Annotated in this window: 16 protein-coding genes; 8 read left to right on the plus strand and 8 right to left on the minus strand. The window is 63.8% G+C overall.

Going from position 1 to position 14,949, the window contains the following annotated elements; translation table 11 throughout:
• Positions 1 to 59: 59 nt before the first annotated feature.
• Together RHODMAR_RS03805 and RHODMAR_RS03810 are read left to right on the plus strand one after the other, a co-directional pair.
• Positions 60 to 428 (plus strand): DUF5313 family protein, encoded by a 369-nt coding sequence (locus RHODMAR_RS03805; RefSeq protein WP_042937879.1) that lies wholly within the window; start codon positions 60 to 62, stop codon positions 426 to 428.
• Between the two features lie 56 nt (positions 429 to 484).
• Positions 485 to 1,210, plus strand: a complete 726-nt coding sequence (locus RHODMAR_RS03810; RefSeq protein WP_008711455.1) for a peroxiredoxin — start codon at positions 485 to 487, stop codon at positions 1,208 to 1,210.
• A gap of 3 nt (positions 1,211 to 1,213) precedes the next feature.
• On the opposite strand, the gene RHODMAR_RS28610 is transcribed toward RHODMAR_RS03810, so the two are convergent.
• Genes RHODMAR_RS28610 through RHODMAR_RS03825 form a run of 4 tightly spaced genes read right to left on the minus strand, consistent with a single transcriptional unit; the run spans position 1,214 to position 4,543 of the window.
• On the minus strand, positions 1,214 to 1,387 hold the full coding sequence (locus RHODMAR_RS28610) for a hypothetical protein (RefSeq protein ID WP_198289390.1): 174 nt from the start codon (positions 1,385 to 1,387) through the stop codon (positions 1,214 to 1,216).
• Positions 1,384 to 2,205, minus strand: coding sequence for a carbohydrate ABC transporter permease (locus RHODMAR_RS03815; RefSeq protein ID WP_008711457.1), 822 nt, complete (start codon positions 2,203 to 2,205; stop codon positions 1,384 to 1,386). The genes RHODMAR_RS28610 and RHODMAR_RS03815 overlap by 4 nt, the downstream gene beginning before the upstream one ends.
• On the minus strand, positions 2,202 to 3,248 hold the full coding sequence (locus tag RHODMAR_RS03820; protein ID WP_008711459.1) for a carbohydrate ABC transporter permease: 1,047 nt from the start codon (positions 3,246 to 3,248) through the stop codon (positions 2,202 to 2,204). The genes RHODMAR_RS03815 and RHODMAR_RS03820 overlap by 4 nt, the downstream gene beginning before the upstream one ends.
• Positions 3,249 to 3,262: 14 nt before the next feature.
• A complete protein-coding gene (locus RHODMAR_RS03825) occupies positions 3,263 to 4,543 on the minus strand; it encodes an ABC transporter substrate-binding protein (RefSeq protein WP_008711462.1) in 1,281 nt (426 codons plus the stop codon).
• Positions 4,544 to 4,731: 188 nt separating this feature from the next.
• On the opposite strand from RHODMAR_RS03825, the gene RHODMAR_RS03830 reads away from it, so the two are divergent.
• Entirely contained in the window at positions 4,732 to 5,550 is an 819-nt protein-coding gene (locus RHODMAR_RS03830) for a DUF2786 domain-containing protein (RefSeq protein ID WP_042937907.1), read from the plus strand.
• Here the strand turns inward: RHODMAR_RS03830 and RHODMAR_RS03835 are convergent, their stop codons facing one another.
• Positions 5,551 to 6,363: a MerR family transcriptional regulator gene (locus RHODMAR_RS03835; protein WP_081605889.1), complete on the minus strand. Its 813-nt coding sequence runs from the start codon at positions 6,361 to 6,363 to the stop codon at positions 5,551 to 5,553.
• Between the two features lie 70 nt (positions 6,364 to 6,433).
• On the opposite strand from RHODMAR_RS03835, the gene RHODMAR_RS03840 reads away from it, so the two are divergent.
• The gene (locus RHODMAR_RS03840; protein ID WP_008711468.1) at positions 6,434 to 6,751 is read left to right on the plus strand and encodes a nuclear transport factor 2 family protein; all 318 of its coding nucleotides are present in this window, start codon (positions 6,434 to 6,436) and stop codon (positions 6,749 to 6,751) included.
• A 187-nt stretch (positions 6,752 to 6,938) separates the two neighbouring features.
• Here the strand turns inward: RHODMAR_RS03840 and RHODMAR_RS03845 are convergent, their stop codons facing one another.
• From RHODMAR_RS03845 to RHODMAR_RS03855, 3 genes are read right to left on the minus strand one after another with little or no spacing between them, the layout of a single operon-like run.
• On the minus strand, positions 6,939 to 8,204 hold the full coding sequence (locus tag RHODMAR_RS03845) for an MDR family MFS transporter (RefSeq protein ID WP_042937912.1): 1,266 nt from the start codon (positions 8,202 to 8,204) through the stop codon (positions 6,939 to 6,941).
• A 29-nt stretch (positions 8,205 to 8,233) separates the two neighbouring features.
• Positions 8,234 to 10,450: a heavy metal translocating P-type ATPase gene (locus RHODMAR_RS03850; RefSeq protein ID WP_008711472.1), complete on the minus strand. Its 2,217-nt coding sequence runs from the start codon at positions 10,448 to 10,450 to the stop codon at positions 8,234 to 8,236.
• Positions 10,450 to 10,728, minus strand: coding sequence for a DUF1490 family protein (locus RHODMAR_RS03855; protein WP_008711474.1), 279 nt, complete (start codon positions 10,726 to 10,728; stop codon positions 10,450 to 10,452). Before RHODMAR_RS03855 ends, RHODMAR_RS03850 begins: the two co-directional genes overlap by 1 nt.
• Positions 10,729 to 10,960: 232 nt before the next feature.
• Between RHODMAR_RS03855 and RHODMAR_RS03860 the strand changes: the two genes are divergently transcribed.
• The 4 genes from RHODMAR_RS03860 to RHODMAR_RS03875 all read left to right on the plus strand — a co-directional run bounded on the left by RHODMAR_RS03860 (position 10,961) and on the right by RHODMAR_RS03875 (position 14,940).
• Positions 10,961 to 11,467, plus strand: coding sequence for a TIGR04338 family metallohydrolase (locus RHODMAR_RS03860; RefSeq protein ID WP_042937915.1), 507 nt, complete (start codon positions 10,961 to 10,963; stop codon positions 11,465 to 11,467).
• Between the two features lie 51 nt (positions 11,468 to 11,518).
• Positions 11,519 to 12,283 carry an LLM class F420-dependent oxidoreductase gene (locus tag RHODMAR_RS03865; protein WP_008711479.1) on the plus strand — a complete coding sequence of 255 codons (765 nt, stop codon included), beginning with the start codon at positions 11,519 to 11,521 and terminating at the stop codon, positions 12,281 to 12,283.
• A gap of 118 nt (positions 12,284 to 12,401) precedes the next feature.
• Positions 12,402 to 14,210 (plus strand): ABC transporter substrate-binding protein/permease, encoded by a 1,809-nt coding sequence (locus RHODMAR_RS03870; RefSeq protein ID WP_008711481.1) that lies wholly within the window; start codon positions 12,402 to 12,404, stop codon positions 14,208 to 14,210.
• 1 nt (position 14,211) lies between these two features.
• Positions 14,212 to 14,940: an amino acid ABC transporter ATP-binding protein gene (locus tag RHODMAR_RS03875; RefSeq protein WP_008711484.1), complete on the plus strand. Its 729-nt coding sequence runs from the start codon at positions 14,212 to 14,214 to the stop codon at positions 14,938 to 14,940.
• Positions 14,941 to 14,949: the final 9 nt, after the last annotated feature.

Raw genomic sequence — 14,949 nt, forward strand, 5'->3', positions numbered from 1 at the left:
GCGGTAGTCGGGACCTCGTGCCCCAGCGCCCACGGCAGGTGCGAACCTATCGTCAGGATATGAAGACACCCACCTTTCGTCAGCGTCTGCGCTACGACCTCGGCGGCGTCCTCCCGACAGACCTGCAGGACTGGGTCCTGCACGAACTGACCGGACCCGGATCCACCGCTCGGTATCTGGCTCGGTTCCTCGTGCCGCTCGTCCCTGTGCTCATGCTGTTCCTGCTGTTTCCGGGACCGAATTGGATCGCAGGCCTGATGATGCTGCTCATCTTCATCCCGGTCGTCTACTTCGCCTCCGGGCTGCATCTGGTCTATCGAGCGTTTCGGCTCGGGCAACACGGCATCGACGCGTCATCGATTCCCCGCACGATTCCCAGCGCAGAGCGGGACCGCGAAACCTACGAGGCCAACTACAGACACCAGTGACGAACGCATCCAGCACGACCGCATTCATACAATCGACAGCACAGGACGAGGCCGACATGACCAGCACACAAGCAGTACCCGAGAGCGGCTACGGAATGCCCCGAATCGGCGACCACGCACCCTCGTTCACTGCGGTTACCACGCAAGGGCCGATCGACTTTCCCGCCGACTATCGAGGAAAATGGGTCATCCTCTTCTCGCACCCCGCAGATTTCACGCCCGTCTGCACCAGTGAATTCATCACGTTCGCCTCGATGGCCGACGAATTGCGTGAGTACAACACCGAACTCGTAGGCCTGTCGATCGATGGGCTGTACAGCCATATCGCATGGTTGCGCACGATCAAGGACAAGATCACCTTCAACGGAATGTCCCAGGTCGAGGTCACATTCCCGCTGGTCGAGGACATCACGATGGACATCGCCCGCCTCTACGGCATGATCATGCCCGGCGAAAGCTCGACGAAGGCCGTGCGAGCGGTGTTCGTCATCGACCCCGAGAGTGTGGTCCGAGCCGTGATCTACTACCCGCTCAGTACCGGTCGGAACTTCGACGAAATCTTTCGTTTGATCAAAGCACTGCAGACAGCAGACGCATTCGGCGTTGCGACTCCGGCAGATTGGCATCCCGGCGATCCGGTGATCGTGCCGACAGCAGGTTCGTGCGGTACTGCAGCAGAGCGGATGGACGGCACCGACGCCGATGTCGAATGCCAGGACTGGTTCTTCTGCACACGCGGGCTCAGCGCCGACGATGTCGAAGACGCAATCCGCGCAAAGTGAGCGTCAGCGAATCTTTTTGACCACGAACCACAGTGCGACAAGCAAACCGAGCAAGGCCACCGACGGTGCCACGCCGGGATCACCTCCGATGATCCCGGCAACGGCAAAGACCAGCGCCACGAGAGCAAAGAACCCGAGAATGCCTGCCAGCAGCTGAAGGTGATCGTTTGCCGTCACGACTTGACGCCACCGGCGGTCAGTCCGGAGATGATGCGACGCTGGAACAGCAGCACCATGATCACCAGGGGAATGGCCACGATGGTGCCCGCGGCCATGATCGCGGCATACGGAACCACCAGCGGATCGTTGCCGGTGAACCGCGCGATGGCCACGGTCACCGGTTCGGTCTTGTCACTCGAGAGCTGACTGGCCAGCAGATACTCGTTCACCGCGGCGATGAACGCAAGGATCGCGGTGGTGAACAAGGCAGGTGCCGCGAGCGGGAGCATCACCAGCCGGAACGCCTGGAAGCGTCCGGCACCATCGATGCGTGCGGCTTCTTCTAGCTCCCAAGGCAATTCGGCGAAGAACGCTGCCAGCGTGTAGATCGTCAACGGCAGTACGAACGAAATGTTCGGGATGATCATCGCCTGATAGCTACCGATCCAGCCGATATTGGTGAAGAACTGGAACAGCGGGGTCACCAACGCAACGACGGGGAACATCGAGGCCCCCAGGATGATGCCTGTCACCACGTACTTGAAGCGAAAGTCGATGCGCGAGAGGGCATACGCGGTGAAGATGCCGATCACCAATGCGATCAGAGTGGTGGCTCCGCCGACGATGAGGCTGTTACCCACCGCCCGCAGGAAATTGTTACCGTTCGCGGTGGACAGGGCGTTGTCGAAGTTCTCCCAGGTGACATGCGTCGGCCATGGCGTCGTATCGAAGGTGTAGCGCGGGTCGCGGAACGCGGTGACGACCATCCAGTAGAACGGTGCCAGACCCCAGACGAGAATGACGACGACGCCGAGATAGATGCGAGCCTGCTTCATCGGTCGGCCCCCTTGCGCTGATTGTCCTGAGTGGCAACGGCGTTGGCACCGAGGAACTTCACCAGGATGAACGCCACGACGAAGATCATGACGAACGAGATGGTCGACAGCGAGGCAGCGCTGTTGAATCCCTGTCGGATCTGCTCCACCACCAGAATCGAGATGGTTCGAGTGGCGGGGTTCCCCTCGGTGAGGATGGCGGGCAAGTCGTACATGCGCAGCGCATCCATGGTGCGGAACAGAATCGCCACCATGAGTGCGGGCTTGACCAAGGGCAGCGTGATCTTGGTGAAGCGCTGCCACGCCGACGCCCCATCGACACGAGCGGCCTCGTAGACGTCGGCTGGAATCATCTGCAACCCGGCCAAGATCAGCAGCGCCATGAACGGCGTCGTCTTCCACACGTCGGCGATGATGACCGCGAAACGAGCAGGCCACGCGTCGCCGGTCCACAGAATGTTCGTTCCCAGAATGCGATTGGCGATGCCGTCGTACGCGAAGATGAAGTACCAGAGCTTGGCCGTGACCGCCGTCGGGATTGCCCAGGGGATCAAGATCGCGGCGCGCAGCAGGGCTCGTCCGGCGAAGGTCTTGCCCATGATCACTGCCATCGCGAAGCCGATGACCACCTCGATCGACACCGTCACGACGGTGAAGAATGCGGTGTTTCCGACTGCGCCCCAGAACTGGGACCCGAGGGTTCCGGGTGGGCAGGGCACCAACGTGCCCGACGCCGAGGTGCACTGCTGCAAGATCCAGTGCGTGTAGTTGTCGAACCCTGCTGAACCGCCGGAGACGAACATGCCGGTGTCGGGATCGAGACCGGGATCCTTGGAGAAGGACATCACCAGTGCCCGGATCACCGGGTAGACGATGACGATCGAGAGGATCACCAGCGTCGGTGCGATCAGCAGCCAGGCTCGACCCGGCGTCAGGCCGAAGCGCTTGTTCTTGGACCGCACATGCCGACCGCGGCCGGGGGACGAGCCCCCGGCCGCGGTGGTTGTGGCGGCCCCACTGGTTACCCCAGCAGGTACAGCCATTGGTTCTCCCGAAATCAGTTGGCGCCGGCGGTTTCGATACCGGCCTGCATGTCCGCGATCGCCTGGTCCACGCTCTTCTCACCCTTGATGGCGGCAGAAACGTTGTCCTGCACGGCCTTCGAGACGGCCGGATAGAACGGGGTGACGGGGCGCGGAACTGCGTTCTCGATGGATGCCTTCAATGCGGGAAGGTACGGCATCGCGGCGATCAGTGCGGGATCGTCGTACAGCGACGAGAGCACGGGCGGCAGTGCACCCTCGGCGATGATGCGCTGAGCCTGCTCGCCCTGCAGGAATCGCAGGAAGTCGGCAGCAGTGGCCTTGTTCTCGGAGTACGCACTGATCGCGGCGTTGTATCCGCCGAGCGTCGAGGTGCCGACTCCGTCGACACCGGGAAGCGGTGCGACCGAGTACTTGCCGGCCACAACCGAACCCTCCTCCGCCGCGGTGCCGTAGACGTACGGCCAGTTACGCAGGAACAACGTCTGACCGTCCTGGAACGCCTGCTGGCTTTCGGACTCCTTGAACGTGGTGTCCTGGGCCGGGATGACGCCGGTCTCGAACGCGGTGACGAGGGTCTGCAGTCCGGCCTTGGCCTCCGGGCTGTCGACGGTGGGGGTCTTGCCGTCTTCGGCGACGATCGATCCGCCGTGCGCGTTGATGATCTCCGACGCATTGGCCGTCAGACCTTCGTACGGGGCGAACTGCCCGGCGTAGCAGTCGATGTTGTTGTCCCTGGCGACCTGGCAGTCCTCGGTGAGCTCAGCCCAGGTGGTGGGCGCCTCGGGGAGCAGATCACTGCGGTAGTACAGCAGTCCGCCGTTGGTGTTCTTCGGTGCGGCGTACTGCGTGCCGTTGTAGGTCGCACTCGCCACGGTCGCGGGCAGAACGCCTGCGTTGTCGAGTGCGAATTCACCCTCGAGCGGCACGAGCCAACCCTTGGCAGCGAACTCGGCGGTCCACACGACGTCGAGCGCCATCACGTCGTAGTCGCTCTGCTGCGCCTGGAGCTGCTGAACGAAGTCGTCGTGGGCCTGATCGGCGTCGGCGGACTGTTCCTTGAAGGTGACCTGCTGGTCGGGGTTGTTGGCGTTCCACTCCGAGATGATCTGCTGAACGACACCGGTCTCGGTGGTGTCCTGTCCCTCGACATAGGTGATAGGTCCACGGCCGTCGGCATTTTCGGATGCAGCACCCGAATCGCCGCTCGTTCCGCTGTCGCTCGAACATCCGGTGAGCGTCAGCAGCGTGGCTGCCGTTGCAACCACCGCCACCTTCGTGATCAAAGACGCCATGTGTTATCTCCACTAACTTCTACGCGGTTGTATGCGCCCGGAGATCGGCACGCAGAATCGCGCAGTGAAGCCCCCCGACACATATGTCGCTGCGTACTGTGGCACACAACTCAGCCCGGGGTGGTCATTATGGCGTTCCTGAATCGGTCAACCCGGACGTGTCAGAGGCTGCCGGTAGCCTCTCGCCCATGAGTTCGGACAAGATGCTGACGCGGATCGGCGGGCTGTTGCGCCAGGCCGAGTCCACCGACAATCCGCACGAGGCCGAGGCCTTCATGGAGGCAGCTCAGCGTTTGGCCACGTCGGCATCGGTCGATCTCGCGGTGGCTCGCTCGCACAGCGCGTCGCGGGAGCGGCAGGCGACGCCGAGTCAGAAAGTGATCCCCATCGGCGAACCGGGCAAGCGCGGACTGAAGACCTACGTCCAACTGTTCGTCGCGATCGCGCATGCCAACGACGTCCAGTGCGATGTGGCCAGATCGTCGACGCAAGTGTTCGCCTACGGCTTCGACTCCGATATCGAAACCACCGAGGCGCTCTACTCGTCCCTTCTGATCCAGATGGTTCGAGCATCGGACGCGTACATCAAGTCCGGTGCCTACAAGTCGGAGACGGCCATCCGCACCGTCACCGAGGTGAAGAATCGCCGCCGCTACACCCGACGTGAGGAAGTCCCGGTTGCCGCCGTGACGGCGCGACTGAACTTCCAGACCGCATTCGCAGCCAGAATCGGCCAACGCCTCGGCGAGGTCAAGAAGGACACCGAAGCCAAGGCCATTGCCCAGGAGCAGCAGGGGGCGGGAACAGCACTCGTGCTGCGCAACAAGGAGATCGAGCTCCGTGACTACTATCGACAGACCTCGACGGCGCGCGGACACTGGCGCGGACAGAGCGCGAACGCCGGATACTCGGAGGGTGCCCGCAAGGCCGGAGACCGAGCGGGGCGCAACGCGAAAATCGGCACACACGCCGAAATCGACGGAGCAAGCAGGCAGCTGGGTCGCTGACTACCGGGTGGTCGGTGATGCCGCGAACACCTGCCAGCCGATTTCCGTGCGCCACAGCGTCGAGTTCTCGGTATCGCGCGGGCCGACGGCGTAGACCTCGCGTACCGGGCCCGCGATCGCCAAACCATTCGTCTCGACATACACCCCGAGTGCGCCGTACGTGACGTCTATATCGTCGTGCGGGCCGTGATGGACCGTGACGGCGAATTCGGTGGGCGGCAGCGTCATCGGCCGAATCCTGTTGCTGAACAGCATATCTGCGGTCGGCACGTACACCGTCATGACTCCGCGGCCCTCGGTGAACAACTCGTTGTCGTACATTCCACCTGGAGGACCATCGGATCGCCCCACGGCCGCATCGATCTCGGCCATCGCGAGGCTGTACCACTCGAGCACATCCGGTGCATCGACCATCGCCGAAATAGCTGCGACGGAGCATGGCTCGGTGAGAATGCGGCGCACCTCGATGGTCGGCGGGGTCGGGTCGAGCAGCCGCCGCAGCGCCGTCACCGCTGAGCGAGTGTCGTCCAATCGACGCTCGAGCCGGGTGAGATGTTCCGTGATCAACTGGGCCCGTGCGTCGGAATCCGGAGTGCTGATGATCGCTCGCACTTCACGCTCGGGCATCTGCATGCTGCGGAACCGACTGATGATCTGCGCCGTCGCGACCTGATCGGTGGCGTAGTACCGGTAGCCGGAAAAACCGTCGACGGTCGCGGGCTCGAGCAGACCCGACTCGTGATAGCGACGCAGCGTCTTGACGGACAAGTGAGTGATCCGAGAGAACTCACCGATCGTCAGCAATCCGTTCATGCCGATATTCTCACCCCTCCCGGTGGGGGAGAGTTGACTCTCCTGATGGGGGAGAGATGACGCTGGGTTCATGACCGAATCACAGATCATCGACCGCTACTTCGAGCTCGCGACCCAGACCGACTCCGAGCCCTACTTCGCCCAGTTCACACCCGACGCGGTGGTGGAGGACGAAGGCCACGAGCACCACGGCATCGAGGAGATCCGCCGCTGGCGAACCGAGGTGCCGCAGGTGCACTACGCCGTCCTCTCCTCCGTCGACTCGGGCGCGGGCCATACGGCGACCGCACAGATTTCGGGTGACTTCCCCGGCAGCCCGGTGAACCTGTCGTTCTACTTCGAGATGACACCGGACGGGCGAATCGCGGTGCTGCGGATTCGGGTGTAGTCGGGGCGGTGAGGCGCAAACGCGCGCGCATTTGCCAGGTGCGTGCGGAATCGCTGCGAATCGGAAGCGAATCTGCACGCGTATGACGAACGCGCGCGCGTTTGCGGACATGGGGGTAGGGCGGCGGAGACTGGGGTGGGGCGGCGGAAACGGGGGTGGGGCGGCGGAGACGGGGGTGGGGCGGAACTCAGTCCAGTCGCTTCAGCACCACACGGAGTCCGATGACACTGGCAATGGGGAACAACGCAGCGACCAGCCACGGGATCGCTGCGCCCCAACCGGTGTCGGGGGCGGCGTCGATCACCGCTCCCACTGCGATCGATCCGATGAGAACGCCGATGCCGCCGAGCGAGGCCATGAATCCGTAATAGGACCCGAGGCGACGTTCGGCTGCCATGCGCGGCACCAGGTCCCTGGCCTGGGGCATGGCGATCATCTGCCCCAGAGCGAGCAGGAGTACGAACAGCGCGGCCGGAACGAGACCGACCACACCGTGCAGTTCGAGCGGTGCGGTGAGGGCAACCAGGACGAAAGATGCTGCCATGACGGCGAATCCGATCGGCAGCGTGATCCGCGGTGCCGATTGTGCGACGCGTCGGGTGATCGGCAGTTGGGTCGAGACCACGAGTACTGCGGAGATCGCGAAGAACCAACCCAGCACCGTCTGCGATCCCCAGGCGCGCTCCACCTCGAGCGGGAGCAGCAGGTACAGCTGGTTGTAGGCCACCAGTTGTGCGCTCATCGCCACCGCGAACAGCACGAACGTTCTGTTGCGCACCACATCGGTCCAGCCGGAGAGCCAGGGATCGTCACGATGTTCGCCGGGTTCGCGCGGCAACCACACCGCGTGGGCGGCGATGACGAGCACGAAGACGGCCGCAGCGACGAGACACGCTATTCGAAAGTCGGCCAGCAGCAACACCGATCCGACGAGCGGGCCGGTGAACGAACCGATCTGACTGCACACCGACAGCAGCGCGAACGTCTCCACCCGCGTCGGCCCGCCATCGCGCTCGCATTTGCCCGCCTCGATTGCCACGGCGGATTCCACTGCGGGAGAGAACAATGCCGCGGCGAACCCCACCAAGACGGTGGCGGCCAGGACGCCGGAGAGGGAATCGAACACCGCTAATCCGAGAAAGCCCAGAACTCGCAACACACAACCGACGAGGACGACCGGCTTGATTCCCCACCGATCGGCGAGAGTGCCACCGACGAAGAACAATCCTTGTTGCGAGAACGTTCTGATTCCGAGGACCACTCCGACGAGCGCTGCCCCGAGTCCGAGATCGCTCGTCAGATGCACCGACAAATACGGCAACACCATGAAAAAGCCGATGTTGAAAGTCATCTGGGTCAGGACGAGCAATCGGACCGTGGGGGTGGCCCGCCCCAGATCGACGAGAAACGACCACTGCCACCGCGCCGACGACCTGTCGGTCCTCGTGCTCATGTACTGCACCCTTCTGCCTCGTGTCCGAACTAGTCCAACCGGTACCGGATCAAGCGGGCGCTGTTGGCGACCACCGCGACCGACGACGCATTGTGCAGCACTGCAGCCAACACCGGAGACAGCGCACCACCGGCACCGACGAGCAGACCGATCGCGTTCACGGCGATGGACATCGCATAGTTCTGCTTGATCACATCGAGTGAGTGGCCGCCGAGTTCACGAAGATCGAGCAATCGGCCAAGTTCGTCGCCCGACAACGCGACGTCAGCGGTTTCGACCGCCACGTCCGTGCCCGCAATGCCCATCGCTATGCCTATGTCTGCGGCAGCGAGAGCGGGCGCATCGTTTGTTCCGTCTCCGACCATCGCGACGATATGGCCCTGGTCCTGCAGCTGCCTCACCATCGCCAATTTGTCGTCGGGCAGCACTTCGGCGTGCCATTGTTCGATACCCAGTTCGGCAGCCACTGCGGCGGCGGTCTTGGGGTGATCACCGGTCAACATGACAATTTTTCGAACGCCCGACGCTCGGAGTTCTTCGAGCACCCTCCTCGACTCCGGCCGCACTTCGTCGCGCAGGCTGACCAGCCCGACGAGTATCCCGTCCACTGCGAGCAGCAGCGGGGTCTCGGCCTTGCGCTGCAGCCGATCGACCCAATCGAGCGCCTCTGTGGACATGCCGACGTTCTCCGATGCGAGCAACGGCTGGCTACCGAGAAGCATGGTCCGGTCGCCGGACAGGGTCCGCATGCCCATCCCCACGACAACCTCGCATCGCTCGTGTGCGGGGATCTCGATATGCCGCTCCCTGGTACTGCGAATCAGCGCAGCGGCGAGCGGATGGCGGGAGTGAATTTCCGAACTGGCCGCATATGCGAGAACTTTTTCGAGATCCCAGTCGGCATGGAAGGACACCACATTGGTCACTACCGGTCGGCCCACCGTCAAGGTCCCGGTCTTGTCGAACACGATGGCGTCCACTCGTCCGGCCTGCTCGAGGTGCGATCCGCCCTTGATCAGCATGCCGCGGCGCGCACCGTTGCCGATCGCAGCACTGATGGCTGTGGGGGTGGACAGACCGACGGCACAGGGGCAAGCGACCAACAGCATCGTCATGGCCCGCCGCACGTCGCGAGTCACCAGAAGAGTGAGCGCCGAGAGGGCGAACGATGCCGGGACGAATCTCCGCGAGAAGTTGTCGCCGACCGTCTGAATACGTCCCCTGTCCTCTTGCGCTTCCTCGACCCGCGAGATGATGCGGCCGAGAGCGGTCTCATGCCCGACGGCGTTGGCGCGAACCACGATTCGCCCGCGCACCACCACTGATCCCGCGTAGGCGCGATCACCCACGTTCAACGTGACCGGGAGGTTCTCACCGGTGATCGCTGCCTGGTCCACCACGGCCTCGCCGTCGCAGACGATCCCGTCCACAGGAATGGCAACCTGCTCGTGAACCACGACTTCGTCGCCGATCACCAACGACGTGATGTCGACGGAGATCTCCAGGCCTTCGGGCCCGCGTACCCACGCGGTGTCCTGACTGCCTGCAAGGAGCGCGGAAATCGCCCGTCGGGTACGACGCAGCGTGAGATCCTGCAGGTACTCCCCGATGTTCAGCAGCCACAGCACGGTCAGTGCAACGACGTTCTCGCGCAACAACAAGCTGGCGATGGTGGCGGCGGAGACGAGTGCATCCGTTCCGGCGGACTTGCGTCCACTCAACGATCGCAACGCTCCCCTGAGAAAAGGGTATCCGGTGAAGATCGTGACGCCACTGGCAACGACGCGACTGGTGGGGCCGAGCATCGGGGGACGCGAGAACCCGTAGCGTCGAATTCCCAACAGCAGCAGCGCTGTTCCGCCGACCGCCATCCTGATGATGTCTCCGCTACTGACCTCGGCCGAATGCGGAATCCGATCGGCCGGTGCCGAGAGCGGCACCGAGGAACCGCGATCGACGGCCTCGAACAAGGTGCTTCGATCGACACGGCCACTCGCGTACCAGATCACCACGCTCGCAGTTCGGGGATAGGCATGTGCGGCGCGTACGCCTGGAACAGCGGTCAATGCATCCTCGACCGCGACCGCCCGAGCGATACTGCCTGTCAATGCCGGCACGATCAGCCGGATGCGTCCCGCGGCGTCGGATCGCACGGTGATGGTCGTCCGGTCGGAATCGGCGCGGACGGCGACCGTCGCATCGCGCGTCGACGGATCGAGCAGGTCCGTAGTGGCGTGTCCCGTCATCAGTGGTCGTGGTCGTGCGGCGCGGACTGCACCGGAGGAGTGACCTGCTCGCCGTTCTTCTCTTTCGCTTCGGCGATGATGTCGGCCGCGGCCAAGCGTGCCGACTCGGCCCGCAGCTCGGCCTTGCGCATGCCTCGGATGGACAGCGAGGTCACACCGACTGCAGCATCGCGCAGCGGCGCACGCTCGACGAGTCCCTTCGCTCCGTTGTAGGCGGCGACGCCCACTACACCGGTGACCAATGTCGATGCTGCTTTCACCAGAAACGGTCCGAACATGTTCAGCACTTCCCTTCGTTGTACGGCAACCGATCCGCCGTCATATGCACAAGTGGCAATATATATCACCCGAACAGGCACGGATCCCACCGAAGTCTTGCGAATGATAACAGTTATCATTACCGGGTCGAAAGTCGACGACGGGTGTCGACAGATCCCGTGGGTTCAAAGGCAAACGCCTACAGGTTCGCTCGTGGACGCGCGGGAGCGGTACGCGAATAAGCTCGCGACCGTGGCCACGAAAGACATCCAACGATCCGCGGTGTACGACGCCGAAGGGTGGGTGCGCACCATGTTCGATCGCGCCGAGGAGCGGGACATGCGCGTCGTGCAGGTGATGGGCTCGCAGATCACATTGCCGATCGAGCGCAAGTTCGCCTCGCTCGAGTCGGTACAGACGTATGTCGATGCAGTGCTCGCCCTGGACTGGATCGCGGCCACGTGGTCCGAGGCCGGTCGCGCCATCACTGTGCGGGCCAGGTCGGGTTCGGCTGCGGCCCACTACGAACGCGACACCGCCACCATTGCCGTCCCCCTGCATCGGGGCAACAAGGCGTGGGCGCTGAGGGAATTGGTCATCTTGCACGAGCTGGCGCATCACTTCGGGAACGAGGACGAGCCGCAGCACGGTGGCCCGTTCGTCGACCGTTACATCACCCTCGTCGGCGAGATCATCGGTTCCGAGGCCGGGTTCGTGCTCCGAGCCACGATGGCCGAGAGCGGCATCCGGATCGGCTAGCCCGGGTGAGGTGCATCATGGAGTCACAGACCACACGACGAGGAGACGCACATGACCGTCAAGATCGGTGTCCAGCTTCAGCCCCAGCACGCCCCTGACTACCAGCTGATTCGCGATGCCGTGTTGCGCTCCGAGGATGCGGGCGTCGACATCGTCTTCAACTGGGATCACTTCTACCCTCTCTACGGCGATCTGGACGGTGCGCATTTCGAGTGCTGGACGATGCTGGGCGCCTGGGCCGAGCAGACGTCGAACGTCGAGATCGGCGCACTCGTCACCGGCGGCGGCTACCGCAACCCGGACCTGCTGGCCGATATGGCGCGCACCGTCGACCACATCAGTGGCGGACGGTTGATCCTCGGCATCGGTGCCGGCTGGAACGAGAAGGACTACGACAACTTCGGCTACGAATTCGGCACAGCCGGCTCGCGTCTGGCACTGCTGAAGGAGAGCCTGGGCAGAATCAGACACCGCCTCGACGTCGGCAATCCGGCCCCCACCCGCGACATCCCGATCCTCATCGGCGGCGGCGGTGAGAAGAAGACTCTGAAGATGGTGGCCGAGTACGCGCACATCTGGCACAGCTTCGCCGACCTCGAAGCCTTGAAGCGAAAGTCCGAGATCCTCGCCGAGCACGGAACCACCGTCGGACGCGACGTCACGGGTATCACGCGATCGGTCTCGTGGCCGGGCGCGGACACCGCCCAGGATTTCGTCGACGCCGGAGCCACCCTGTTCACCGTCGGCGTCAACGGTCCCGATTACGACCTGGCCGAGCTGGGCCAGGCCATCGCATGGCGGGACGCGAACAAGTAAGGGCAGGAGTGGAGCCTGCGGAACGACCAGTTACGCAACCCACTCCAGTTCGATGAGCGAAACCCTTGCGCGAGGGCCGTTTGGGTGAACGGGCCCCGGTCCGCTTAGGGTTTTGTTCATGGTTGCCGTACGCGCTTCACGCGCGCTCGTGGTTCTCGTTCTCGGACTGTTGATGACCCTCACGCTCGCGGCGTGTGGCACGTCCTCCACCGGTGATCAGGCGGCTGCAGGTCCAACCGACCTGTGCTCCCCTCCGGGAGTGAACAGTGCGTCGTCCACGCCGACGAACTTCGACGCCGCGGCCGCTGCGGCGACGGAGGACAAGTACACGACGGCGAACGTCACTCCGCTGGACCGGATCGACACCGGCTCCCTCGGATTGGCGACGCCGGGCGTGCTGACCGTCGGCACCTTGTCCGACGCACCGCCGAGTATCTGCCTCGACTCGTCGGGCCGGTACACCGGCTACGACAACGAACTGTTGAAGGCCGTCGCCGCGAAACTGGGCCTGCAGATCAACTTCTCGGGCACCGAGTTCTCGGGTTTGCTCGCGCAGGTTGCCGGCCGCCGCTTCGACGTCGGATCGTCCTCGATCACGACGACGGACGAGCGCCGGAACACCGTCGGGTTCACCAACGGATACGACTTCGGTTACTTCTCCCTCGTCGCGACCGCGGGCGGTCCCATCACCAGATTCGAGGATCTGAACGCGGGCACCAGGATCGGCGTCGTGCAGGGCACCGTGCAGGACGATTACGTGGTGAACACGCTCGGTCTCGATCCGGTGAAGTTCCCCGATTACAACACCGCGTACGCGAATCTGCGGACCGGTCAGATCGACGCCTGGGTCGCACCGTCGCAGCAGGCCGAAGGCTTGGTCAAGGCCGAGGACGGTACCGCGATCACGCAGAACACGTTCTCGCTGAACAACTTCATCGGCTGGGCCGTTGCACGCGAGAATCAGCCGCTGATCGACGCGCTGAACTCCGGGCTCGACGCGGTGATCGAAGACGGCACCTGGGCGACGCTGTACTCCGACTGGGTACCGCGCGAATTGCCCGACGGTTTCGAGCCGGGCAGCAAGGCCGCTCCCGCACCCGAGCTTCCCGACTTCGCTGCCATCGCCGCCCAGAACGCCACGAACGCACCCGAAGCCGTTGCCAACCAGCCGAAATCCACGCTGGCGCAGCTGGGCGACACGTTCTTCGACTGGTCGCTGTACAAGTCGTCCATCCCGGACCTGTTGAAGGTGGGTCTGCCGAACACTCTGATTCTGGCGTTGGCGTCGGGCATCATCGGTACGGTCCTGGGCATGCTGCTGGCATTGGCCGGCCTGTCGCGGACGCGCTGGCTGCGATGGCCCGCCCGCGTCTACACCGACATCTTCCGCGGACTGCCCGCGGTCGTCGTCATCCTGATCATCGGACTCGGTATCGGTCCGGTGGTGCAAAGCCTGACCGGTGGTAATCCGTACTGGCTCGGTGCCGGCGCACTCTCACTGCTCGCCGCGGCGTACATCGGTGAGATCTTCCGCTCCGGCATCCAGAGCGTCGAGGCCGGACAGATGGAAGCCGCCCGGGCACTGGGCTTCAGCCGTCGTCGCTCGATGAACCTGGTGGTCGTTCCGCAGGGTGTCAGACGCGTGCTGCCGGCGCTGATGAACCAGCTCATCTCCCTGATCAAGGACTCGTCGCTGATCTACTTCCTCGGCTTGCTGGCCACTCAACGTGAGCTGTTCGCCGTCGGCCGAGATCTCAACGCGCAGACCGGAAATCTGTCTCCGCTCGTGGCGGCCGGACTGTTCTACCTGGTGTTGACCGTGCCACTCACCCATCTCGTGAACTACATCGACAAGCGATTGCGCACCGGGAAGTCCGAGCAGACGCTGGACCCGGTCGAGCAGGCCACCGTCGTGGAAAGAGGCTGACATGACTTCCGTTTCGCTCGTAGGCAAGAACATTCACCTCTCGTTCGGCACCAACAAGGTACTGCGCGGGGTCAGCATCGACGTTCCGGCAGGCACGACGACCACGGTCATCGGCCCGTCCGGATCGGGCAAGTCCACCCTGCTGCGTGCCCTCAATCGACTGCACGAGCCGGAGCAGGGCGACATCCTGCTCGACGGTACGTCGGTGCTGAAGGACAACCCCGACGTACTGCGTCAGCGCATCGGCATGGTGTTCCAACAGTTCAACCTGTTCCCGCACAAGAGCGTTGCCGACAACATCGCGCTCGGACCACGCAAGCTGCTCGGACTGTCCAAGGAAGCGGCGCGGGCTGCAGCGATGGAACAGCTCGAGTTGGTCGGATTGGTCGACAAGGCGGATTCGCGTCCGGGCAACCTCTCCGGTGGCCAGCAGCAGCGGGTGGCCATCGCCCGAGCCCTCGCCATGAAGCCCGAGGTGATGTTCTTCGACGAGGCGACCTCGGCACTCGATCCGGAGTTGGTCAAGGGCGTGCTGGCGCTGATGGCCGACCTCGCAAAGGGCGGGATGACCATGGTGGTGGTGACGCACGAGATGGGCTTCGCGCGGTCGGTGTCGAATCGGGTGCTGTTCATGGATCACGGCAGCGCTGTCGAAACCGGAACGCCGGAGCAGCTGTTCGACGACCCGCACACCGACCGACTGAAGGCGTTTCTGTCGCAGGTCCTGTAGCGGCCGCCC

The sequence above is a fragment of the Rhodococcus sp. AW25M09 genome (assembly GCF_000333955.1).
In the GTDB taxonomy this organism is placed as follows: Bacteria; Actinomycetota; Actinomycetes; order Mycobacteriales; family Mycobacteriaceae; genus Rhodococcoides.

What these genes read in the sequence shown, in the direction of transcription:
- RHODMAR_RS03805 (WP_042937879.1), top strand. Translation starts at nt 60, where the DNA reads ATGAAGACACCCACCTTTCGTCAGCGTCTGCGCTACGACCTCGGCGGC.
- RHODMAR_RS03810 (WP_008711455.1), top strand. Translation starts at nt 485, where the DNA reads ATGACCAGCACACAAGCAGTACCCGAGAGCGGCTACGGAATGCCCCGA.
- RHODMAR_RS03815 (WP_008711457.1), bottom strand. Translation starts at nt 2,205, where the DNA reads ATGAAGCAGGCTCGCATCTATCTCGGCGTCGTCGTCATTCTCGTCTGG.
- RHODMAR_RS03820 (WP_008711459.1), bottom strand. Translation starts at nt 3,248, where the DNA reads ATGGCTGTACCTGCTGGGGTAACCAGTGGGGCCGCCACAACCACCGCG.
- RHODMAR_RS03825 (WP_008711462.1), bottom strand. Translation starts at nt 4,543, where the DNA reads ATGGCGTCTTTGATCACGAAGGTGGCGGTGGTTGCAACGGCAGCCACG.
- RHODMAR_RS03830 (WP_042937907.1), top strand. Translation starts at nt 4,732, where the DNA reads ATGAGTTCGGACAAGATGCTGACGCGGATCGGCGGGCTGTTGCGCCAG.
- RHODMAR_RS03835 (WP_081605889.1), bottom strand. Translation starts at nt 6,363, where the DNA reads ATGAACGGATTGCTGACGATCGGTGAGTTCTCTCGGATCACTCACTTG.
- RHODMAR_RS03840 (WP_008711468.1), top strand. Translation starts at nt 6,434, where the DNA reads ATGACCGAATCACAGATCATCGACCGCTACTTCGAGCTCGCGACCCAG.
- RHODMAR_RS03845 (WP_042937912.1), bottom strand. Translation starts at nt 8,204, where the DNA reads ATGAGCACGAGGACCGACAGGTCGTCGGCGCGGTGGCAGTGGTCGTTT.
- RHODMAR_RS03850 (WP_008711472.1), bottom strand. Translation starts at nt 10,450, where the DNA reads ATGACGGGACACGCCACTACGGACCTGCTCGATCCGTCGACGCGCGAT.
- RHODMAR_RS03855 (WP_008711474.1), bottom strand. Translation starts at nt 10,728, where the DNA reads ATGTTCGGACCGTTTCTGGTGAAAGCAGCATCGACATTGGTCACCGGT.
- RHODMAR_RS03865 (WP_008711479.1), top strand. Translation starts at nt 11,519, where the DNA reads ATGACCGTCAAGATCGGTGTCCAGCTTCAGCCCCAGCACGCCCCTGAC.
- RHODMAR_RS03870 (WP_008711481.1), top strand. Translation starts at nt 12,402, where the DNA reads ATGGTTGCCGTACGCGCTTCACGCGCGCTCGTGGTTCTCGTTCTCGGA.
- RHODMAR_RS03875 (WP_008711484.1), top strand. Translation starts at nt 14,212, where the DNA reads ATGACTTCCGTTTCGCTCGTAGGCAAGAACATTCACCTCTCGTTCGGC.